Source organism: Pseudoalteromonas aquimarina (assembly GCF_049257255.1).
GTDB lineage: Bacteria > Pseudomonadota > Gammaproteobacteria > Enterobacterales > Alteromonadaceae > Pseudoalteromonas.
Map to the genome: position 1 here is coordinate 198,621 of NZ_JBMMUG010000007.1, position 22,556 is coordinate 221,176.

The window sequence follows — 22,556 nt, forward strand, 5'->3', positions numbered from 1 at the left end:
ATGACAACAGCAAGATCCAACAAAGATGATGTAACAGCTCAAAGTTATGAATCCCTCCATAGACCAAGTAGTGAATTTAACAACCGCGATGAGTACCTTGAGCATGAGTTACAAATTATGCAGCCTAAACGCTGGCGACCTAATTTACCGTTTCGTGATTATCGCTTTGAATTAGAAGATACTATTCCAGCAATGGCTGGAACAATTGGTAAAGTTGTTATGGTTGGTGCAATTGCAGCAACATTTGCAGGGCCTCTTGGGCTAAGCGATAGCTTTATCTTGGAGAATGTGCGCTATGAATTACTTTTAGTTTCCATTTTCATTTTATTGTTCTCAGGGTTTTTCTTACCAACTGCAAATTTAGCGGGCACACATGGCCCTCTGATCCCATTAATCCCCATCGTTGTTGCTGCGGGTGGTCACCCAATGGCTTTTGGTTTATTAATTGGTGCGTTTGGTTTATTGCTGGCAATCAGTAAAGGTGGCAGTGTCTTAGCAGGATTAACCAGTCGTGGTGTATGTGGTGGTTTATTACTTTATTTAGGTTTTATAGGCACCACTTCACAGGTCAAAAAACTGTTTGCTTGGGCAGAAGGCATTAATATGGAGCATATTGCCTTTATTATCATTTTTACCACTATTTTACTTTACGCGTTATTAGAGCATTTTAAAAAGCGCTGGCTTGCAGTACCTCTAAGTTGCTTACTTGGTGGTGGTTTGGCGTTTGCATTAGGCGCACCGTTTGAATTTAAAACTGGCCCCGGTTTACCAAATATGGATCCAATGTATTGGTGGGGAGAAAATACGGGTTGGATGCTTGGTTTACCTACATTAGAAAGTTTTATAGTGGTATTGCCATTTGCTGTTCTCGCTGTTGCGATGTGGTCGCCGGATTTCTTAGGTCACCAAGTGTTTCAAAAAATTAGTTACCCAGAGCGCACCGAAAAAGTACAAATGAATATAGACGATACTATGTTAAGTGCGTCTGTTAGACAGACCTTTGGCTCACTAATGGGTGGTGCTAATTTTACATCATCGTGGGGTACGTACATAGTGCCTGCTGCGATTGCAAAAAGACCTATTCCGGCAGGCGCCATTTTAACAGCGGTATTTTGTATTATTGCAGGCCTTTGGGGTTATCCTATGGATTTAGCAATTTGGCAGCCAGTTCTGTGTGTTGCACTAATTGTTGGTGTGTTTATTCCACTGCTTGAAGCAGGTATGGAAATGACCCGTGAAGGTAAAACAACGCAATCAGCAGCAATCGTCGTGTTTTCTTCGGCACTGGTGAACCCGGCATTTGGTTGGTCGCTTACCATGTTATTAGATAATTTAGGGTTAATTGGTTGTAAAGAGCGTAGCCAAGAGCTGACCTCAATGAACCGCTGGATAATCCCACTGATCATGTTTGTGGTATTAACAGGCGTGATGGCACTAGTAGGATTGTTGCCAGGGATCCCAGCAATTATGCCAAATTTCCGTTAGCTATTTGCCTTTAGATTATTTCGCCAAGCGAAGCTCGCTTGGCGTTTTTCCCGTCCAGCGTTTAAACATTCTACGAAAATTAGTTAAATCACTTATTGCAAGCTTATCTGAAAGCGTTTGATTAGATGCAGATGTGTGCATTAGGTGAAATAACGTTGCATGCTTTTGTGCTAAATCTTTTTCATATTTAAAGTTAGTATTATGTTGTTTTAGTTTTCTTTTGAATGTTGCTGGGCTTAACGAAAAATAGTCTGATGCAGATTCCAAAGTGGTGGTTGGCTGCTCTGTAATAAGCTTGGCAAGTTGGCTCAATAAGCTCTGCGACTTAGAAGTCATTTTTAGATTTTGCAACGCTTGTTGGCGCATTAATTTGCAACTACCTTGCTGATTGGCATTTAATGAATCTGTCTTTATAGTGATTAAAAACAACGGTTTTGAAAAAGCTACTGGGTACTTTATATAGGCAAAATATTGCTCATAATGCGCGGGTTTGGCAAACGGTAATTCTATGGTGATTTCACAATATGGAAAGTGCCAATTAAGGTAACTACTTAATTTACTAATCAATATTTCTATGAAAAATCGTTCGCTAAATTCAGAGCTGTGTTTTACACCATGACTAATAACAAAATGGGTTTTATCGCCAACAACAAACTTATCAAACTTACAGTAAGGGAAAAAAGACACAGCGTAGAGCGATATAATACGAATAGCCTGATTTAAACTACTGGCATTGATAAGCGCTGTTTTGATAGGAGTGTGATTTTGATAAAAGAAATTTTTGCCAATTTGAAAACTAAACTCATTGTAAGGTAGTAGTGAAAACACATTTTCAACGGAAGTTTCTATCTGATCAAAGCTTACGGTTAAATGGTTATTTAAAAGGTCCTCGTAGCATAACCCTGTTCCTTTTAATATTTTACTCGGCAAAACGCCTTGTAATTGTGCCATAGATACTAATGGAAGCAGCACGCCAGTACAGGGAATAACAGCGTTATTACACTCAAAAAAAGCCTTATTGCGCTCCATTAGGCCGCCTTCTTTTGTACTTCTAAACAACGATTTAGGCGCTGTAGTAAGCTGTCGACATTATCCCTTTGTTCAACTTGTATTGTTGTGTGATTGATATCACTGTAAGTTGACAAAGAGTTTAAGTATAAAACGTGTTGCCTAATCATATTAGCGACATGTTGATTGATAAGATGGCTTTGGCATAGTTGTGTATTTGGCATTAACACAATAAATAAGTCGCCTGCGTAGCGACAAACTAAATCCGATTTACGAATGTTAACTTGTATCAAGCTCCCAATATCACTAAGAAGCGAGTTGGCAGCTTCTACACCATGCTCTCTTAGGTAAACATCAAACGCTTTTATATCGATTAAACTAAGGCAAAAAGGAGTGTTGTCATTGTTGAAATGATAAAGCTCAGATTGAATTTGTTTTTTCATATAACTAGCAGAGTAGAGACCAGTTACAAAATCATAAAAGCTGTGTTCACGATAGAATCGTTCACTTTTAATAAGTCGATTATTAATGATGTGTTGTTCACGGTGCCAATAAACTAACGCAAAACTCATAATAATCAAACCAAGTACAGCAGGGATTGCTTCTACCCGTGACATCCACTGGAAATGTGATTTATAGCGATAAAATTCATCAAGTAGATCAAGTAACATTGAAAAATGCACCATCATAATGCCGATAAATAACAGCAAGGTAAGTTTGCCTTTCGGACGGGTATGCAGTGTTACAAGTAACCAACACAGCGTAATTAACGCAATACCACCTTCACCTATAACGTCTAACCACTTTATATCAGCTAATGGCTTAAGGTTGCTCAATAATGCAATGGTCAAAATAATCACCGTAAAGATTGTAATAAATAAGGCAAAAAGCGTGCGATGGAGTTTGAAAATGTTGGATTTCATAGTTACTAATAAGGTTTTCTATTTATTGTTGATGAATTTGTCTGTTCTTCACAGGGTTAAAATAGCTCATCAAACTCATCATTTTTATGACAAATAGGCAATTGTTTGGCTTTTTAATACTGCTATTCGGGGTTAAAACAGCTCATCTCGGTTCTGATATCTCATCTAACTCAATGTTTAAGCTAAGTGGCTAGAACCATTGAAATATTTTTTTCATATAAGGCTTGTAGGGTGACGCAGTCAATTTAGTGGCGGGTAGAGAAAGCGCCACTAAAAACTGGCTTTAAATCTTAACCCCTGAAAGAGAATTAAAATGGAAAACAATAAACCGTCAGTATTTAAACGTAGTCAACTTGCGTTTGCAGTCATTGCCGCTTGTTTATCGAATCAAGTGATGGCAAACACCCTCTCTGGTCGCATCAGTGACGTAAATCAAAAGGTTTACTTTGAAGGTGCTAAAGTTGAATTAAAAGAACTAAATAAAGGTGTTGTGTCATCACGCGATGGCAGTTATTCATTTAATAATGTCCCAGCAGGCGAATATACGTTAGTTGTTTCTTATGTGGGTGCTCAACCACAAGCGATAATGGTCAAAATAGATGCTGATTTAGAGCAGAATATTAAGCTTGCGTCTGCAAATAATTCAATTGAAGACATGATAGTGGTCGGAACACGCGCAGGACAAGCAGGCGCGATTAACCGTCAGAAAAATGCACTCAGTATTAAGTCAATTGTCAGCAGTGATTCAATTGGGCAATTACCTGACCAAAATGCAGCAGAGGCATTACAGCGTTTACCCGGCATGTTTATTCAGCGGGATCAGGGGGAAGGCCGTTTTGTAGGTATTCGTGGCATCGACCCTAACTTAAATAATGTGACGATTAATGGCGCAAATGTACCGTCTCCTGAGGCAGGCGTGCGCAGCGTTGCTATGGATGTTATTCCAAGTGAACTGGTGCAAAGTTTAGAAGTAAGTAAAAGTGTAACGCCAGATATGGACGCAAGTGCTGTGGGTGGTTCGATTGATGTTAAAAGTTTAAGTGCATTTGATAGAGAAGGGCGAAGCTACAGCGCAACATTTCAAGGTTCATACAATGAGCAAGTAAGTGAAGCGAGTCCTAAGTTATCAGCAAGTTTTACTGATGTTTATGAATTTGAAAATGGCAGTGAACTTGGCTTAGCAACGGCATTTAGTTGGTTTGAAAGAAAGTTCGGCTCTCATAATTCGGAAGTAGATGGCGGCTTTGGAGAAATCTCGGTAGAAGGGCAAAACTCAGGAGATGATGTTGATTTTTTCGGTGCTGAAGAAATTGAACAACGCCATTATTTAATCACGCGTGAAAGACTCGGTGCGGCCTTAAATTTAGACTTTAGAACAAATGCACATTCTGAATATTACCTACGCACACTTTGGAGTGAATTTTCAGATGATGAATTCAGACTGCGCAATGAATACAAGTTTGCTAAAGGCCAAGTGCTTGAAGACAGTATTACAAGTTCATCAGCAACTTTTATAAATGCGGATATGGACCGAGACACCAAAGACAGATTTGAGCAACAACAAATCTTATCGGTAGTGTTAGGCGGTAAAAATCAACTTAATGATTGGTTATTAGAGTACGATTTAGGCTATTCCAAATCAAATGAAAAAGAGCCTAACCGTATCGATGCTGACTTTAAAGGTGAAGGGTTTGCGCTTGGTTATAACAGTACAGCAAATGCACCTGATTTGGCTCACTCTGAAGCTGCGCATGATCTCACAAATTTTGAATTAGATGAGATTGTTAATGAGAATAACCTATCGGAAGACAGTGCTACCAGCTTCAAAGTTGACGTTAGTAAAGATTTTGTTTGGCAAAATCACAATGGCGAACTGAAATTTGGTACTAAATATCAAACACGTGAGAAAACAAATAACGTTAACTCAATTGTGTATGACGGTGGATTTGGTGATGTTTTCGCGTCTAAATTTCAAAGTGCTGAACCAGATTACAGCTTAGGGGCATTTGGGCTGGGGCTTTCAAAACATGCATTGGCGCAGTTTGTAAAAACCAATAAACAGCAATTCGAAATCAATCAGATAGATACTGAGATTAACAGCTTTGGTCAAACTTACCAAAGTGAAGAAGATATCTTAGCGGCATTTGCGATGGTTACTATGGATATTAATCAGTGGCATATTGTTGCGGGTGTAAGATACGAAGACACGTCATTTGCAACGGCAGGCAACCGTGTTGAATTGACTGTTGATGAAATAAACGATGATGAAGCTGTGTCTATAGCGCCTTGGACGGTAGAGCAGGACTACAACCACTTTTTGCCAAGCTTAAATATCAAATATGATTTTTCTGATAAGTTAATAACCCGTTTTGCTTATACAAATACCATTGCAAGGCCGACATTTGGCGACAGTGCAGCATATCAATTAATCGAAACTGAGATTGTAAGTGATGATGGTGAAATAACTACAGAGCGAAAAGCGGAAGTGGGAAATCCAGAGTTGAAACCTTATGAGTCGATGAATTTGGATGCGTCTATTGAATATTACCCAGGCAATATCGGTGTGATGTCAGCAGGGATCTTTTTTAAAGACATTAAAAACTTTATCGTTATGGCTGAAGTGCAAGATACGCCCGCTTGGCAAGGCTTTGATGAAGTTATCCAGCCAATTAATGGTGGTTCAGCACAATTAACAGGGATTGAACTTGCTTGGACCAAAAACTTCAAAAACGGATTGATGTTTTCTACCAATGGTACATTTATTGATGCCGACGATAAATTGCCTAATCAGTCAGATACTGTTGTAAATATGATGTTTGGCTATGAATCTGCAAAATTCAGCGCGAGTATCAGTGCAAGCTATAAAAGTGAATCATATCAATATGAGTTAGCTGATGCTGCTGTTTTTGAAGACGCACATAACCAATTTGATTTTAGTGCCAAATATTACATAAATGAACAAAGCCAAGTGTACTTTAATGCAATCAATATAACTGATGAGCCTTTTTACTTATATCACGGTAGCGAAAAGTACAGCTTACAGTATGAGACGTATGGTCGTTCATTTGAACTCGGTTTTACATTCACATCATTTTAAGAAGAGGTGCCGCTGAGTAACCTCAGCGGCTTTTTTATATGAAAACAAAGCATATTCTTTTAAATTTGGTTTTATCTGTTGTACTAACACCTTGTTTTGCCGAGGATAAAATTTCCTTTTTGGCATTTGGAGACGGTGGTTATCACCCAAATTATCCAAAGCAAAAACATATTGATAAGCCTAAAACAAAGGCTGAATTTATTGCTGCAGAAAAAGCTGATTGGCAAGCAGAACATCGCCCTATGTCAGATTTTGGTCATGCACCTATTTATATTTATCCAGGCACTAGCATTGCAACAGAAGATACAGGCGCTACAAGTGTCGGCTTGGCGATGGCGACATTATGCAAATCTGCTAATTGTGATTTTGGCATTCAGTTAGGTGATAATATTTACCCTGATGGTGCTGATGCAAATGACGGTAAAGATGATCAAAAGCGAATGAATGATTTAATTCTTGCACCGTTACAACTTTTATTTAAACAAGTTCCCAATATGGTTGTTTACTCAGCGCTCGGTAATCATGACTGGAAAACCTCACGTAAAGGCGTTGCCTTACAAACTGCATGGATGGCAAAACAACCAAATTTTCATATGGATAAACAAGGTTATTATAGCTACAAGCAAGGTACACCTGGGAACGATGTCGAGTTTTTCGTACTCGATACTAATATGCTGCTCTCTGGTCAACATTACTATGAAATACCTTTAGCCAAAGATGGAAGCGAACAGGGGCTTGCAACAGCTCTGGCATCTGGTGAGGCCAAAATTGAAGAAATCGAAAACCATGAAGTACCTTTAAATGGTGAAGATCATAAGCAATTGGCTTGGCTTGCAAATGGTTTAAAACAATCAACAGCCAAATGGAAGATTGTCTATGGTCACCATGTTTTGTGGTCGATTGGCGGTACAAAATACGATGAAGCACATGTTTTAAGACGCTTAATCTTACCTGAGCTGTGTGAGTATGCTGATGCTTATATTGCAGGTCATGAACATGATTTAGAGCTTTTAACAGATGATTGTTCACGCGTAAGCACAGTGAAAAAACCACCCTTACCACTGATTATTAGTGGTGCAGCTTCAAAAATGCGTGGTATCCATCGTGGATTAGCAGATTATCAAGAAAAACAATATGATGAATATGACTTACTTTGGCATAAAGCCTTTACTTGGGGTTTTGCACATATTGAAATTGATAATAAAACTGATCAATTACACGTTAATTTCTACTCTACACCGACAAATAAAAGCGGCGAGCTGATTAAAGAAACCTCTATTAGTTTTAAACATCGAAGTACAAAAAACTAGCTTGTTATAGTTATTTCTAAGAGTGCATTCAAGTTTCTTAAGCAGAACCTAATAACCTACTTGAGTGGATATAAGATTTTAACAATTGAATTTATTAGCCTTAATTAAGAGGCATTTGGTTATCTGCGTTAATGATGGTGTATTTGCTCTTATCAATAAAAAAGCCGGCTTGCGTATAGGCGCGAGTAATTGCATTACTTTTACGTAACTGCGTAAGCCCTTTTTCAATTGCAATGTATGCTTCTTTGCCCAGCGGATGGTTGCGGCTAATCACAAAATGGCGGCTGTCTTTTAATTCAACAGCGACATTGGGTAAAGGTACTAGGTTAATTTTATCCAGTGTAAAGCGTTTATCAGGCGTAGAGTGAAAAGGCATTAGCATGAAGTCGACCCAACCAGAATTTACCATTCGCGCCATGCTGATCCATTCATGTTCTATTACTAATTCCTTTAAAGGTAATGCGGAAAGGGTATTCCAATCGGTGCGCCATTTAGGGGTAGAGACTGCGCTTAATCTTTTAAAATCAGCTAACTCGTTTAATTTTAGCTTGTTTTCACGGCCAGATTGGGTGTAAATCCCAGCAATATATTCTCCACGACGAATAAGCGGTTTAGAAATAAATAAGAAATTTGCTTTGGCATGAGCATCAGTTAACCAATAGGAGTCAAAACTAATGAGTAGTTTGCCGGTTTCGAGCATGCGGGTATTACGAAAATTGACTTTCCCGGGGATATAATTAAATTTATAGTCAAACCCACCTAACTTTAATGCTTGTTGGGCGATTATCATATCTACTACATCACGGCGAATGGCTTTACCAGAAAAATCATCAATGCTTGTGACATCGCGATTGTTGACAAAAGTGGTGTAATCTTTATAAACGTCATCACGAATATAGATATCAATTACGTTGGCCTGCAACGAGAAACAACTAAAAAAATTGAAAATAAAAAAAACCACAGAACAGCGCATGACATCTCACTATTAACTTTAATAAAATCCTTATATATCTGAGTCCTAGGTTAAATATGACACAGTTTGATAAAAATAGATAAATCAAAACTATCTAACTTATACGAATGCACTCACATTAAGTTTAGTGTAGTTCAATATAAATGGTGAATTGCCTAAATTAGTCTTAACCATTTAGGCATTTTCAATAACTAGGTGTATTAATACTTACGGCGCTCAAGGCCAGTTTCTGCCAAAATCTTTGCTGAGATTTCTTCCACCGAAAAATGCGTTGAGCTTAAATGTGGAATTTTATTCTTTTTATACAGCATTTCGGCTTCACGTACTTCTAGTCGACATTGTCTTAATGAGGCATATTTACTATTGGCCATCCGCTCGTTGCGAATTGCAGCTAAGCGTTCTGGGTTAATAGTTAAACCAAATAACTTACTTTTATGATTTTGCAGAGCACTTGGCAAACGCATCATATCTAAATCGTCTTCTGTAAGCGGGTAATTAGCGGCTTTTATGCCATATTGAAGTGCTAAGTATAAGCTGGTGGGAGTTTTACCACTTCGGCTTACACCAACTAAGATAATATCTGCTTCATCGTAATCTTTTAAATTGCTGCCATCGTCATTGGCAAGTGCATAGTTAACCGCATCGATTCTGAAATCGTAGCTTTTTTCATGTATTGAGTGGGTTCGATGTGTACGGGGCACAGGGTTAACACCAATGGTGTCTTTTACTTGTCCGCTGTAAGCAGTTAAAAAATCAAAACATTGGCCTTGTGACGATAAAATAATATCGCTTAGCTGTGGATCAACAAAGGTAAAAAACACTAACGGCTTTTCACCACTGAGTTTAAATGCTTTATCAATTTGAAGTTTAACTTCGTATGCTTTTTGTTCTGTTTCAACAAACGGTATTGTGATGTGTTTAAATTCTACAGGAAATAACGACAAGGTAGCATGACCAAATACTTCACTGGTAATTGCTGTACCGTCAGATATATAAAATGCGCTGCGCATAAATAGCACCTATTTGTGAGAGATAAGCTATCAAAACAAATATCACTCAGTAGCTCAATAAAAAGCGCTGTAATTTATGTTTTATTTGATTTAGCTAAAAGCCCAGTTGGCTTTTAGCTAATTTGAAAAGGTTTAAGAGCTCACTTCAGACACCTGCCATGTTTGCACAACGGTTGGCGAAATTAGACGTGCAATAAGCTTTGGCAGTACTTTCACAATCACAAATAAAGCAAGTAACGTACTTAAAATTGATTTACCAAGAAAGAACATAACACCCGCGCAAATACCTGCTAAGACTAACCAAGGCAATACCGCCATAAAACGGGATTTTTTGTTTGTGGTATGAATAAGGTGCTGCGGTAACAAAGCCTTTATTTGGTCTAAAGCATGATGTTTAACCGCTTGGTTTAAAAACTCAATACTGTGATCAGACTCACCGACACTAATTGAAAGCACATCGCTGTTATGTTTGCTTGTAACTTCTGTGATTTCAGCGAGAGGAATTGTAACTACCTTAGGCTTTTTGATTAAAGAGACTATTTCATCTAACGTACTTTGTTTTTGATACGCATTTTGCACTCTACTCACTTCGTTTTTATCAAATTTGACAGAAATTAGTTGATTGTTCGCAAGCCAAATTAGATAAAAGTCATCAATATCTAACCAAGAGTTACTGTTGTAAAAACCCTCAGGTAACGCGTTGGCGGCTTCTCGAACAAAAATAACGGACAAAATATAGTATAAGAAAAGGCATGCAGGAGCTGTAAAAATACCTACTTTCACTGCGTAACCTAAAAAATTGTTACTTGCCCTAGCTTCATCAACATTCGCTTTAAGGTCAAAGTGATCGCCACTTTGCGATACAATGACATCTATGGGGCCATCAACTGCTAACGAGTTATATAAAGAGTGCTTAATTTCGCTGATTTCTTCATATGATTCACCGTCAATATCCACTCGGTATTGAACGTAATAAAGAGTTTCACTACGTTTTCGACCTTTTCGTGTACGGTATTCCTCTTCTTCGCTGTTTAAACTTACTACAGTACCTAAAACTGGGTAACTGTTATTTGTCCAAGCTAATAAGCCATTGTGAATTTTGCCGTAATATTGACTAGCAAAATATGTGATGATTAAAAATATAAATAGGCTGATGCCCTGCACAATCAATTTGCGCTTTTGACCAGGGGAGCGTTTCATTTGCATTCCTTGTTTTAGTTAACTTTTGCGAATGAGATTTCAACTACAGGGGGAGGTAAACCACAAGGCTATTCCTTAGCCTTAAAATCCATTTCATGTAAAATCATAAATTATTAAATATTTTGTTACAAGCTCGAATTTAGAAACGGCAAATTAGATTAATAAGCCATATTAAAAAACTTCTATCTTATACAAAAAAGTTAAAATGAATTGCTTTATGCTTATTTTCTAAATGGCACCGGTGTCACTAGCATAAAAATTCACTAAAACCGAATTTACGCACAATACATTTTAAAATCAGGCTATTTGTCCTTGATTTTGCAAGGGTTAGCTGCTTTACCTTGGTAAGTCATCTATGTAAACTTATGCTCGCTTGTTGAATAGAATTGTTAATTTCTGCTACCCGTTCAAATTTATCGCAGGTGTAATTGGCGTTCACATTTAGCAACTTGTTGTTATCTAAACTAGGATTAGATAACACTCTCTCACAACCTTTGCTTATGGAGAATTTCCGTGCAATATATACTTTGGTATCAAGAACTTGGTATGAGCGATGTACCACGAGTTGGTGGTAAAAACGCATCTCTTGGTGAAATGATTTCTAATCTTGCAAACGCAGGTGTTACAGTTCCTGGTGGCTTTGCAACGACGTCTGAAGCGTTTAATGAATTTCTTGACCAGTCTGGTCTTAACAACAAAATCCATGATGTACTTGATAAGCTCGACGTAGATGATGTTAATGAATTAGCACGTGTAGGAGCTGAAATTCGTCAATGGATCATTGATACACCATTCCAAAGTAATCTAGACACAGCCATTCGTGAAGCGTATTCACAGCTTCATGGTGATGCAAATCAAGACGTTTCATTTGCTGTACGCTCTTCAGCAACCGCAGAAGATATGCCAGATGCGTCGTTTGCTGGTCAACAAGAAACATTCTTAAATGTACGTGGCATAGACGCTGTAATGGTAGCGATTAAGCATGTATTTGCATCATTATTTAATGACCGTGCTATCTCTTACCGTGTTCACCAAGGCTATGATCACCGCGGCGTGGCGCTTTCGGCTGGTATTCAACGCATGGTGCGTTCTGATAAAGCCTCATCAGGTGTAATGTTTAGTATTGATACAGAATCAGGCTTTGAAGATGTGGTATTCATTACTTCAAGCTATGGTCTTGGCGAAATGGTCGTGCAAGGTGCGGTTAATCCTGATGAATTCTATGTTCATAAGCCAACACTTGCGGCGAATCGTCCAGCGGTTGTTCGCCGTACCCTTGGTTCAAAAGCGGTTGAGATGATTTACTCAAGCGATGAATCACATGGCAAGCAAGTTGAAGTTGTTGATATTGAAGAGGCGCGTTCAAACAAGTTTTCAATTACTGACGAAGAAGTGATGGAACTTGCGAAACAAGCGGTAATTATTGAAAAACATTACGGTCGTCCAATGGACATTGAATGGGCTAAAGACGGTAATGACGGTAAATTATATATCGTACAAGCACGCCCAGAGACGGTTCGCTCTAATGAAGATGCGAATGTAATGGAGCGCTTCCAATTGAATGGCACTTCAAATGTGCTTTGTGAAGGCCGTGCTATTGGTCACAAAATAGGTAAAGGTGTTGTACGCGTTCTTAACTCGATTGATGAGATGGACAAAGTACAGCAGGGCGATGTGCTGGTAACTGACATGACAGACCCAGATTGGGAACCAATCATGAAACGTGCAGCGGCAATTGTTACTAACCGTGGTGGCCGTACTTGTCATGCTGCAATTATCGCCCGTGAATTAGGTATTCCGGCAGTTGTTGGCTGTGGTAATGCTACCGACACAATCGAAAATAACGTAGAAGTTACGGTATCGTGTGCTGAAGGTGACACGGGTTTCATTTATCAAGGCCTTCTTGATTATGAAGTATTAACCTCTCGTGTAGATGAAATGCCTGAATTACCGATGAAAATAATGATGAATGTCGGTAATCCTGACAGAGCATTTGACTTTGCACGTTTACCGCATGCTGGTATTGGCTTAGCACGTCTTGAATTTATTATTAACCGTATGATTGGCGTGCACCCGAAAGCACTAATTAATTATGATGCGCAATCTGATGATGTTAAATCTGAAATCGACTTTATGATGGCGGGTTATGCAACACCGGTTGAATTCTACATCAGCAAATTAGTCGAAGGTATTGCAACTTTAGGTGCTGCATTTGCACCAGAGCGTGTAATTGTGCGTATGTCTGATTTTAAATCAAATGAATACGCGAACTTAGTGGGTGGTGAGCAGTACGAACCTGAAGAAGAAAACCCAATGATTGGTTTCCGCGGTGCTTCACGTTATATCTCTGAAGATTTCCGCGATTGTTTCGCCCTAGAGTGTGAAGCAATTAAGCGCGTTCGTAACGAAATGGGCTTGACCAATGTTGAAATTATGATCCCATTTGTTCGTACACTTGAAGAAGCAGCTCGTGTAATTGAATTACTTGAAGAGCATGGCTTAAAGCGTGGTGAGAATGGCCTTAAAGTAATTATGATGTGTGAACTACCATCTAATGCATTACTTGCCGATGAATTCTTAGAATATTTCGACGGTTTCTCTATTGGTTCAAACGACTTAACCCAGTTAACTCTAGGTCTTGACCGTGACTCAGGTTTAATTGCCCATTTATTTGATGAGCGTAACCCAGCAATCAAGAAGCTACTAGAAATGGCGATTCAAACCGCTAAAGCAAAAGGGAAGTATGTGGGCATTTGTGGTCAAGGACCATCAGATCACGAAGATTTTGCAGCTTGGTTGGTTGAACAAGGCATTGATTCGGTATCACTTAACCCAGATACCGTGTTAGAAACTTGGCTATACCTTGGCGAAAAACACGCATAACAATCGTAAACAGTTCCTTTAACTGATATGTCATCAGTATAAAGCTGACAAAACAAAAGGCGCTTAATGCGCCTTTTTTTCATTTATTTCTTCTTTTTACCTTTACCCTGAACGGCTTTAAAGCGCGGGTTTGATTTACAAATAACGAACAAACGACCACGGCGTTTAACTATTTGGCAATCTGGGTGACGCTTTTTAGCGCTTTTTAATGAGCTTAGCACCTGCATTATTTGCTTCCTAATTTACCAAAACGTTTATTGAATTTTGCGATGCGACCATCAGATTGAGCAACGCGTTGCTTACCAGTATAAAAAGGGTGTGATGCACTTGAAACATCAATGGCACCATAAGGATAGGTCTTACCTTGATAATCAATGGTACGGTCAGTCTTGATTGTTGACCCAACTAAAAAGTAAGCATCTGCAGCGGTATCGTGGAAAACCACTTTTTCATAATCAGGGTGAATACCAGGTTTCATAATAACTCCAACTGTTATGTGATAATATAACAATAATATATTGTTATATTGTAACAATCAATCGTTGATGAGAATTATTCTCAAAAATTTTAGAATGTCTTAATGAGTGAACCGAATTTACTGTTAGTATGTATAAAACAAGAAACTATCGATTTTTCTATGAAACATATTAAAGGCATTATTTTTGATTTAGATGGGACATTAGTTAGCTGTGATCTGTGTTTTAAAACCATGCGTGAAGCAATAGGGTGTCCGCTTGATGAAGATATTTTGGCGTTTGTAGACTCATTATCTGACGAACAAAAAATAGTCGCTAATCAAACAATTCGTGATTTAGAGTTAAAAGATGCACACAGTGCTAATTGGATTAAAGGGGCAAAAGAATTTATTACCTATTTAAATAGAAGTCAGCTTCCACTAGCAATTGTTACACGCAATAGTAAAGAGCCTAGCGACATCAAAATTAATAACAATAATATTTCTATCAAAACCATTATTACGCGCGATGACGCTCCAGCTAAACCCGATCCAACGGCACTTTTAAACCTGTCTAAAGAATGGCAGATTGCGCCGGACAATATTTTGTATATTGGGGATTACTTACACGATATTAATATTGCGAAAAATGCGGGGGCTTTAAGTGCACTGTTTTGTGAAAACGAAATTCCAGATTACGCGCACCAAGCAGATTATGTTTTCACCTGTTATTTTGAATTACTCAATTTATTTAAAGAAGCCCATAGCTAACGTTTAGCAAGTTTTTTGTCTAAAAATTCGCACGATTTTTTTAACGCTGTTTGGCAATGGGCTAAATAGCGTCGTGCCCAAGGGTAGTAAAAAGCCAATAACAATAAGCCCGCAATAAAGAAGATAAGCGAAGGACCAGGCACTATCATAAACAGTAAACCAAGTGCTAAAAACAAAACAGCAAATGTATGATTTATCATTTTTTTCATAATCAACTCTCTAAGGTGTTTTTAAGCAAATAACACGATATTTATTCATAGTATAAAAAATAGGGTTTAGCATGCGAATAAATGATGTTACAAACTGTAAATATGAAGCAAAACTCGCCGTATTTCTTTGATATAATGGCGCTAACCCTGTTCCCGTCACCGAGCAAGTAATGATTGAAGTAATAGATCACAAAGATACCTTATCGCCTGTTGCCCAAGCGTTTTTAACAGAATTACAAAAAACAGCTTATACAGGTGAAATTGATGTTAGTTATGCAACCCGAATAGTAACCGCCACTGATAACAGTATTTATCAAGCATTACCTCAGGGTATTTTATTTCCAAAAACCAATAACGATATTCAACTTATTTTTAAGCTTGCCAATCAAGCTGAATTTAACCAGATTAAATTTACCCCAAGGGGCGGTGGCACAGGTACAAATGGCCAATCATTAACCCACAGTATGGTGATTGATTTATCTCGCCATATGCGTGAAATTCTAGAGATAAATGTCGAAGAAAAGTGGGTGCGTGTTCAAACAGGTGTAATTAAAGATCAACTTAACGATTTTTTACGCCCCTTTGGCTTCTTTTTTGCGCCAGATTTATCTACCAGTAACCGAGCTACCGTTGGCGGCATGATTAACACAGATGCATCTGGTCAAGGATCGCTTGTTTATGGCAAAACATCGGATCACGTACTTGGTTTGAAAACAATGCTAGTTGATGGTACAGAGCTCGATACAGTACCTGTAAGCTTAGAAACAGCTAAAAGCTATGCGGCACAAGCCACATCGATAGGTGCAATCTATAAACAATTACTTGCAACGGGTGTAGAATTACGTGATGAAATTAAAGCAAAATTCCCGCGCCTAAACCGTTTTTTAACCGGTTATGACCTTGAAAATATTCTGGATGATGATTTAACCACACTTGATGCCAGCCGAATAATCACAGGTTCAGAAGGATCGCTAGGCGTTGTTTGTGAAGCAAAACTAAATATTACGCCAATTGCTGAATTTAAAACGTTAATAAACATTAAATACGATAGTTTTGATTCAGCACTTCGCAACTCACCGTTTTTAGTGGCTGCCAATGCTACCTCAGTTGAAACTGTGGATAGCCGAGTACTTAATCTTGCTCGTGAAGATATTATTTGGCATTCAGTATCAAGTTTGATTGAGGACGTTCCTGGTAAAGATATGCAGGGGCTCAACATGGTTGAGTTCAACGCAACAGCGCAAGCGGATATTGACGACAAGGTTAATGGTCTGCTTGCTAAACTCGATGCGTTAATGGCCAATAATGAAGCCGGTATTATTGGTTATCAGGTAACACATTCAAAAGCAGATATTCTTAAAATATATGCCATGCGTAAAAAAGCGGTTGGGCTTTTAGGAAATGTAAAAGGGCGTGAAAAACCGCTCGCATTTGCCGAAGACACAGCAGTGCCTCCAGAAGCGTTAGCCGATTTTATATCTGAATTCAGAGAATTACTTGATAGTCATAACCTTAATTACGGCATGTTTGGCCATGTTGATGCAGGGGTGCTTCATGTAAGGCCTGCACTTGATATGTGTGACCCTGCACAAGAAAAATTACTTCGTCATATTTCAGATGAAGTGGTAAAACTCACTGCTAAATACGGTGGTTTAATGTGGGGTGAACACGGCAAGGGCTACCGTAGTGAATATGGTCCTGAATTTTTTGGTGAAACACTTTTTACTGAGCTTAGAAAGATTAAATCAGTATTTGATCCACTCAACCGTTTAAACCCAGGAAAAATTTGTACGCCGCTTGAATCTAACGAGCAGCTTGTAAGTGTTGATGACACAAAGCGTGCCTATTTTGACAAACAAATTCCCATTGCAGTAAAAGAAAGTTTTGATAATGCAATGGGCTGTAATGGCAATGGCCTTTGCTATAACTATGACAGCCATTCAGCTATGTGCCCATCGTATAAAGTAACAAAAGACAGACGTTACTCGCCAAAAGGGCGCGCCAGTTTAATGCGTGAATGGCTTCGCCTACAAAGCGAGAAAAACGTTGATTTACTAGAAAGTGAAAAAGCGATTGCAAAAGGTGAAACTAAATCGTGGTGGGAAAAACGAATTTTTGCTAAACAAAAAGCAAAGGGTGCTTATGATTTTTCTCATGAAGTAAAAGAATCGATGGATGAGTGTTTAGCGTGTAAAGCGTGTACCACGGCTTGCCCAATAAAAGTAGATGTACCGACCTTTAGAGCGCGTTTTTTAAACCTTTATCACGCACGCTATAAACGTCCACTCAAAGATTATTTAGTTGCAAACATCGAATCACAAGCGCCATTACTGAGCAAAATTCACTTTATAGTTAACCCTATTCTTAAATTGGGTTTTGTTGAGCGGCTATTGAAAAATCAAGTGGGCTATGTTGATTCACCACTATTGAGCGACAATGCGATTATTGAGCGCGTAGCAAAACAGTTTGCCTTTAATTTGAATCAGCTTAAATCATTAGATGAAACGCAAAAGCAACAAACGGTACTGATAGTGCAAGACCCGTTTACCAGCTTTTATGAAGCTGAACTTTTAGAGGATTTTTGTCAGCTACTTGTTAAGCTTGGTAAAACCCCAGTGTTACTGCCGTTTAAACCAAACGGTAAACCACAACATGTAAAAGGATTTTTAACAGAGTTTGCAAAAACGGCTAAAAACAGCGCTGCATTTTTAAATCAAGTTGCAGAACTTGATATTCCAATGGTTGGTTTAGATGCATCTCTCGTAATGTGTTACCGCGATGAATATAAACAAGTGCTTGGTGAAAATCGAGGTGATTTCCATGTGTTACTCGCACACGAATGGTTTGAAACTCAAGAGTTTTCGCCATCAAACTTAGGCGAAAAAAATGCGTTTGTTTTACTCAACCATTGTACTGAAACAACCGCTATGCCAAATGCCAGTAAAGTATGGCAAAACCTGTTTGCTAGTTTTGGTTTAACGCTCAAGGCTAAAGCAACAGGGTGTTGCGGTATGGCAGGTACTTATGGTCATGAAACGCAAAACCTTGAAAAATCGCGGGCGCTTTATGAAATGAGTTGGCAAGAAACAGTCGATAACACGCCAATTGAACAGCTCGTTGCCACTGGTTTTTCATGTCGTTCGCAAGTAAAGCGCTTTAATAACGGTAAAAAGCCAAAGCATCCTATTCAATTATTAAATGCTCTTTTGTAAAACATTGCGCTTATTGTGACTCACAATAAGCGCTTATCTCTGAGACTATTAGTATGAAGTTGTTAAATAAACTAAAACATAGCATTTTCTTGTTTTTAGTATGTTTAAGTTTGTTTGGCTGTGGCAGCAAGGAAACCATCACAATAGGGCGCGATTCTGTAATTGTCGCTTTTGGAGATAGCCTAACACAAGGCGTTGGTGTTTCTATTTCAGAAAGTTACCCATCTCAACTAGAAATATTACTCGGTGTAAAAGTGGTTAATAGTGGTATTTCTGGGCAAACGAGTCAGCAGGGCTTGGCTCGTATTAACACGGTACTGAATGAAAGCATGCCTGATGTGGTGATTATTTGTTATGGCGGAAATGATGTTCTGCAAAGAAAAAGCAAATCAGAGCTCACAAATAACATAAGGCAAATGATCCTAGCCGCGAAACAAAAAGGTATCGAGGTAATTTTAGTGGCGGTACCTGATTTTGGTCTGCGTTTATCTCCCATGAACTTATATCGTCAATTAGCAAGTGAACACAATGTAATTTTAATTGAAGACACGTTAAGTGACTTACTGTCCAATTCATCAATGAAATCTGATCGTGTGCATTTAAACGAGAAGGGATATAAAGCGCTTGCCAAAAAGCTTTCAGATCACATCACCATCGTTGAATAAATGATACCTAATTTATAAATTAATAATTCTTCATTAGTGCTTCTCGCTTTAACTTATTTATACTGCTATCAATAAGTTATTTAATTAACCTAGCTTTAGGTGCTTTCGAGAGGGAAGATAATGGCACACGATAAAGACCTACCAGATTTTATTCAATTTCCTGGCAATGTAATTGCCGAGCCGCCTTGCAGAATGGTTAATGCCAACCAATATGGCTTTTTTGTTAAAGGCAATATCGACAAAATTCAAAACTATATTGATACAACCCTTAACGCGGTTAAGTCAGACGAATTTCGCTTTAAAGCGTTAAGTGCCTACACATTGTTAACCTTCACTGATATTGAAAATATTGCTTCGAAAGTGTCTCCGTTTAGTGAGCAAGGATGGATGCAAGAAACCGATATTATATTTTGGTTACCAGTGGCCAAAATGGTTAACAAACGCGGTAAAGAAAAAGTGGATCATATTTATTGGTATCCAGCATTTATCACAGTTAACAATATCTATGCATTAATTAATGGGCGCGAAACTTGGGGTTACAACAAGTACCTGTGTGACTACAAAATGCCAAGTATAGGTGAGATACCTCAGTATTTTGAATTAAGCCTTGATGCGTTTCAGCCATTTTCACCAAATACTAAAATGGCAAAACATAAACTGCTCGAAGTGAATTTAGTTGAGCAAGGTGGCGAGCACCCAGTTAGTGATTTTGTTGAACTAGTTAAAGAAGCATTTGAAATCCTAAAGTCCGATACTGATTTTTTTGACCTTGATTTAAATGCAATTAAACAGTTACTCGATGGTTTTGTTAATCCACAAATGGACCAAATTTTATTTAAGCAACTGCCTAACGGAGACGGCACTAAAGCGGTTTATCAAGGTGTTGTGCATTCACCTTCAATTATTAAAAAAGTGCACAGTGCCAAAATCTATAAGCATGAATTTGATGTAACTGTGTTTCAACTAGATACTTTTCCGCTTGGTGAGATGTTTGGCATTTACCCAGGCACCCATCGTGCCTTGTTACCATTTAATGTCGTGATGGATTTTGACCAAGAAAAAGCATTTGAAATTATAGCTAGGGATTAGAAAAGGACTTTAACATGGCAAAAGAAAAAATTGTGATCCTCGGCGGTGGTGTATCCGCCATGACTGCGGCGGTGTATTTAACCGACGATGAAAATTGGCAAGATAAATACGATATTACTGTTTATCAACAAGGGTGGCGCATTGGCGGTAAAGGTGCAAGCGGGCGTAACCCTTACCTTGGTCAGCGCATAGAAGAGCATGGCTTACATGTATGGTTTGGCGCTTATGTAAACTCATTTAAAACCATTCAAGCAATTTATGAAAAATTAGGCCGTCCAGACAGTATGCCGCTTGCGACTTGGCAAGAGGCCTTTAAGCCTCACAGTTACGTGGTTTTACAAGAACTTATTGATAATGAATGGCAAACTTGGCCTGTTGATTTTCCTGAAATTCCTGGCAATCCTGCCGATGGCACATTAGATCTTCATTTTTGGGAAATCGCGCGTCTTTTGTATTTTTGGCTAAAAAAATTCATTAGTGATTTAGAACATAAAGCCGAGTCACTTAATAAAAAGCGTGATATTCATGCGCCTGAAGGTGATGAAGAGCAAAGTGTGTTTGCACATTTTATTGATGAAGTTAAAGAGAAAGTAGACGATATCAAAGAAGAGTGGCAAGAATTTAAAGAAGATGCTGAGCATTCACTTGAACATTTCTCTAAACATATTCAAGTAACACTCAGTGAATTAAGTTACTTTTTTGATAAACGTGTCAGTGATAAAAATTTATCAAATCACAAACATCCAACCGCAATACAATGGCTTGTGAGACGATTCAAACGCTGGATAAACGAAGAGTTTGAAGATTTACTTGAAGATAATAGCGATATTCGCCGTTTATATATTTGTGCTGACTTAGCGCTTGCCATGATGGAGGGCTTAATTGAAGACAAGGTGTTTGAACGTGGTTTTGGTGCCATCAATAACTTAGATTTTAGAGCATGGTTATTAAAGCACGGAGCAAATGTACAGTTTTCTGTTGATTCTGCCCCAGTGCGTGGTTTTTATGATCTCGTTTTTGCTTACGAAAATGGTGACTTCAATAAGCCAAATGTTGAAGCGGGCGTTGCAGCATTAGCCATGCTCAGGTTATCACTGTGTTATCACGGTGGTGTTATGTGGAAAATGCAAGCAGGCATGGGTGATACCATATTTAGCCCAATTTATGAGTTGCTCATAAAGCGTGGTGTTAAATTTAACTATTTTCATCAAGTGTCAGAGCTAACACCAAATAAGAATGAAGATAGCCATTATGTTGAAAGCATTACATTAACCCAACAAGTTAATTTAAAAACGGGAGATTACAAACCGTTAGTGGATGTAAAAGGCCTACCATGCTGGCCATCATTTCCACTCTATGAGCAAATTGATGATGAGCAAGCAGCACTTTTAAAACAACACAATATAAATTTAGAGAGCTTTTATAGTGATTGGCCAAATGTTTATCAAAACCATTTTGGTGAAGCGTTACCAGAGATTACATTAAAACAAGGTGTTGACTTTGATAAAGTCATTTATGGTATTTCAGTTGCAAGCCTGCCACACCTATGTGACAAATTACTTAATAAGGACACGGCTCTTAAATTAACCGCCGAAAAAGTAAAAGCTGTTTCTACCCAAGCATTTCAGTTATGGCTTGATAAAACACTTGATGAAACCGGCTGGGCATATACGCCAGCAAGTGGTGAACAACCAATTTTAAGTGGATTTAGCGAACCATTTGATACATGGGCATCCATGGATCAATTGATTAATAAAGAAGATTGGCAGCAAGGCATTGAGCCAAAAAATGTAGCCTACTTTTGCAGTGCGTTTACCCAAGAACATTACCCTGATGCAAGCCACACTCAGTTTCAACAAGCGTGTAATGACAGAGTTAAAGACAATAGTATCTTGAAATTAAAACAACAAATGCATCCGCTTTGGCCAAGTATAGCCACTCAAGGGGAGTTTGATTGGCAAGCACTTATGGATACAACAAATGAGGTAGGTGAAGCGCGTTTTAATAGCCAATATTGGCGTGCAAATGTTGACCCGAGTGAGCGCTATGTAATGTCGGTGGTAAATTCAAGTCAATATCGCCTGCCAACGGACGGTACTGTATTTGATAATTTTTATATTACAGGTGATTGGATTAAAACGGGTGTAAACGCCGGTTGCGTGGAAGCCGCAACGATGGCGGGCATGGCAACTTCGCGTGCTATTTGTGGTTACCCAGAAACAATCAGTGGTGAATTTGGATTTGATCCAGACGAAGAATAAAATGTT

17 protein-coding genes are annotated in these 22,556 nt (G+C 38.5%); 9 read left to right on the forward strand and 8 right to left on the reverse strand.

Annotated elements, in window-relative coordinates:
- Window positions 1-1,485 (forward strand): DUF3360 family protein, encoded by a 1,485-nt coding sequence (locus AAEU29_RS17640; RefSeq protein WP_421974539.1) that lies wholly within the window; start codon window positions 1-3, stop codon window positions 1,483-1,485.
- A gap of 15 nt (window positions 1,486-1,500) precedes the next feature.
- Here AAEU29_RS17640 and AAEU29_RS17645 read toward each other — a convergent pair whose 3' ends face one another.
- Both AAEU29_RS17645 and AAEU29_RS17650 read right to left on the reverse strand, forming a co-directional pair.
- Entirely contained in the window at window positions 1,501-2,514 is a 1,014-nt protein-coding gene (locus tag AAEU29_RS17645; protein ID WP_421974540.1) for a helix-turn-helix domain-containing protein, read from the reverse strand.
- Window positions 2,514-3,416 (reverse strand): GGDEF domain-containing protein, encoded by a 903-nt coding sequence (locus tag AAEU29_RS17650; protein WP_421974541.1) that lies wholly within the window; start codon window positions 3,414-3,416, stop codon window positions 2,514-2,516. Before AAEU29_RS17650 ends, AAEU29_RS17645 begins: the two co-directional genes overlap by 1 nt.
- Window positions 3,417-3,729: 313 nt before the next feature.
- Here AAEU29_RS17650 and AAEU29_RS17655 point away from each other — a divergent pair, with 313 nt between their 5' ends.
- Both AAEU29_RS17655 and AAEU29_RS17660 read left to right on the forward strand, forming a co-directional pair.
- The gene (locus AAEU29_RS17655; RefSeq protein ID WP_421974542.1) at window positions 3,730-6,513 is read left to right on the forward strand and encodes a TonB-dependent receptor; all 2,784 of its coding nucleotides are present in this window, start codon (window positions 3,730-3,732) and stop codon (window positions 6,511-6,513) included.
- A 38-nt stretch (window positions 6,514-6,551) separates the two neighbouring features.
- Window positions 6,552-7,823, forward strand: a complete 1,272-nt coding sequence (locus AAEU29_RS17660) for a metallophosphoesterase (protein ID WP_421974543.1) — start codon at window positions 6,552-6,554, stop codon at window positions 7,821-7,823.
- A 100-nt stretch (window positions 7,824-7,923) separates the two neighbouring features.
- On the opposite strand, the gene AAEU29_RS17665 is transcribed toward AAEU29_RS17660, so the two are convergent.
- The 3 genes from AAEU29_RS17665 to AAEU29_RS17675 form a co-directional block, all read right to left on the reverse strand.
- Window positions 7,924-8,745 (reverse strand): hypothetical protein, encoded by an 822-nt coding sequence (locus tag AAEU29_RS17665; protein WP_421974544.1) that lies wholly within the window; start codon window positions 8,743-8,745, stop codon window positions 7,924-7,926.
- A 251-nt stretch (window positions 8,746-8,996) separates the two neighbouring features.
- Window positions 8,997-9,806: a posphoenolpyruvate synthetase regulatory kinase/phosphorylase PpsR gene (gene ppsR, locus AAEU29_RS17670; RefSeq protein WP_421974545.1), complete on the reverse strand. Its 810-nt coding sequence runs from the start codon at window positions 9,804-9,806 to the stop codon at window positions 8,997-8,999.
- A 132-nt stretch (window positions 9,807-9,938) separates the two neighbouring features.
- Complete coding sequence (locus AAEU29_RS17675; RefSeq protein WP_421974546.1) at window positions 9,939-11,006, reverse strand: hypothetical protein; 1,068 nt, start codon at window positions 11,004-11,006, stop codon at window positions 9,939-9,941.
- Between the two features lie 513 nt (window positions 11,007-11,519).
- Between AAEU29_RS17675 and ppsA the strand changes: the two genes are divergently transcribed.
- Window positions 11,520-13,889, forward strand: a complete 2,370-nt coding sequence (gene ppsA / locus AAEU29_RS17680; RefSeq protein ID WP_421974547.1) for a phosphoenolpyruvate synthase — start codon at window positions 11,520-11,522, stop codon at window positions 13,887-13,889.
- Window positions 13,890-13,972: 83 nt separating this feature from the next.
- On the opposite strand, the gene ykgO is transcribed toward ppsA, so the two are convergent.
- Entirely contained in the window at window positions 13,973-14,116 is a 144-nt protein-coding gene (ykgO, locus tag AAEU29_RS17685) for a type B 50S ribosomal protein L36 (RefSeq protein WP_010559268.1), read from the reverse strand.
- Window positions 14,116-14,367: a type B 50S ribosomal protein L31 gene (locus AAEU29_RS17690; protein ID WP_421974548.1), complete on the reverse strand. Its 252-nt coding sequence runs from the start codon at window positions 14,365-14,367 to the stop codon at window positions 14,116-14,118. The genes ykgO and AAEU29_RS17690 overlap by 1 nt, the downstream gene beginning before the upstream one ends.
- 102 nt (window positions 14,368-14,469) lie before the next feature.
- Between AAEU29_RS17690 and AAEU29_RS17695 the strand changes: the two genes are divergently transcribed.
- The gene (locus AAEU29_RS17695; protein WP_421974549.1) at window positions 14,470-15,114 is read left to right on the forward strand and encodes an HAD family hydrolase; all 645 of its coding nucleotides are present in this window, start codon (window positions 14,470-14,472) and stop codon (window positions 15,112-15,114) included.
- Here AAEU29_RS17695 and AAEU29_RS17700 read toward each other — a convergent pair.
- Window positions 15,111-15,323, reverse strand: a complete 213-nt coding sequence (locus AAEU29_RS17700) for a PGPGW domain-containing protein (RefSeq protein WP_421974550.1) — start codon at window positions 15,321-15,323, stop codon at window positions 15,111-15,113. The genes AAEU29_RS17695 and AAEU29_RS17700 overlap by 4 nt on opposite strands.
- A gap of 170 nt (window positions 15,324-15,493) precedes the next feature.
- Here AAEU29_RS17700 and ydiJ point away from each other — a divergent pair, with 170 nt between their 5' ends.
- From ydiJ to AAEU29_RS17720, 4 genes are all read left to right on the forward strand, one after another.
- The gene (ydiJ, locus tag AAEU29_RS17705) at window positions 15,494-18,535 is read left to right on the forward strand and encodes a D-2-hydroxyglutarate dehydrogenase YdiJ (protein ID WP_421974551.1); all 3,042 of its coding nucleotides are present in this window, start codon (window positions 15,494-15,496) and stop codon (window positions 18,533-18,535) included.
- 53 nt (window positions 18,536-18,588) lie between these two features.
- The gene (locus tag AAEU29_RS17710) at window positions 18,589-19,200 is read left to right on the forward strand and encodes an arylesterase (RefSeq protein WP_421974552.1); all 612 of its coding nucleotides are present in this window, start codon (window positions 18,589-18,591) and stop codon (window positions 19,198-19,200) included.
- A 120-nt stretch (window positions 19,201-19,320) separates the two neighbouring features.
- Window positions 19,321-20,289 carry an acetoacetate decarboxylase family protein gene (locus AAEU29_RS17715; RefSeq protein WP_421974553.1) on the forward strand — a complete coding sequence of 323 codons (969 nt, stop codon included), beginning with the start codon at window positions 19,321-19,323 and terminating at the stop codon, window positions 20,287-20,289.
- A gap of 14 nt (window positions 20,290-20,303) precedes the next feature.
- Window positions 20,304-22,550 (forward strand): NAD(P)-binding protein, encoded by a 2,247-nt coding sequence (locus tag AAEU29_RS17720; protein WP_421974554.1) that lies wholly within the window; start codon window positions 20,304-20,306, stop codon window positions 22,548-22,550.
- Window positions 22,551-22,556: the final 6 nt, after the last annotated feature.

Bases quoted from the DNA above. Each gene is read 5' to 3' on its own strand.
- AAEU29_RS17640 (WP_421974539.1), top strand. From the start codon at position 1: ATGACAACAGCAAGATCCAACAAAGATGATGTAACAGCTCAAAGTTAT.
- AAEU29_RS17660 (WP_421974543.1), top strand. From the start codon at position 6,552: ATGAAAACAAAGCATATTCTTTTAAATTTGGTTTTATCTGTTGTACTA.
- ppsR (WP_421974545.1), bottom strand. From the start codon at position 9,806: ATGCGCAGCGCATTTTATATATCTGACGGTACAGCAATTACCAGTGAA.
- AAEU29_RS17655 (WP_421974542.1), top strand. From the start codon at position 3,730: ATGGAAAACAATAAACCGTCAGTATTTAAACGTAGTCAACTTGCGTTT.
- ykgO (WP_010559268.1), bottom strand. From the start codon at position 14,116: ATGCAGGTGCTAAGCTCATTAAAAAGCGCTAAAAAGCGTCACCCAGAT.
- AAEU29_RS17645 (WP_421974540.1), bottom strand. From the start codon at position 2,514: ATGGAGCGCAATAAGGCTTTTTTTGAGTGTAATAACGCTGTTATTCCC.
- AAEU29_RS17695 (WP_421974549.1), top strand. From the start codon at position 14,470: ATGAGTGAACCGAATTTACTGTTAGTATGTATAAAACAAGAAACTATC.
- AAEU29_RS17710 (WP_421974552.1), top strand. From the start codon at position 18,589: ATGAAGTTGTTAAATAAACTAAAACATAGCATTTTCTTGTTTTTAGTA.
- AAEU29_RS17700 (WP_421974550.1), bottom strand. From the start codon at position 15,323: ATGAAAAAAATGATAAATCATACATTTGCTGTTTTGTTTTTAGCACTT.
- AAEU29_RS17650 (WP_421974541.1), bottom strand. From the start codon at position 3,416: ATGAAATCCAACATTTTCAAACTCCATCGCACGCTTTTTGCCTTATTT.
- AAEU29_RS17690 (WP_421974548.1), bottom strand. From the start codon at position 14,367: ATGAAACCTGGTATTCACCCTGATTATGAAAAAGTGGTTTTCCACGAT.
- AAEU29_RS17715 (WP_421974553.1), top strand. From the start codon at position 19,321: ATGGCACACGATAAAGACCTACCAGATTTTATTCAATTTCCTGGCAAT.
- AAEU29_RS17720 (WP_421974554.1), top strand. From the start codon at position 20,304: ATGGCAAAAGAAAAAATTGTGATCCTCGGCGGTGGTGTATCCGCCATG.
- AAEU29_RS17675 (WP_421974546.1), bottom strand. From the start codon at position 11,006: ATGAAACGCTCCCCTGGTCAAAAGCGCAAATTGATTGTGCAGGGCATC.
- ydiJ (WP_421974551.1), top strand. From the start codon at position 15,494: ATGATTGAAGTAATAGATCACAAAGATACCTTATCGCCTGTTGCCCAA.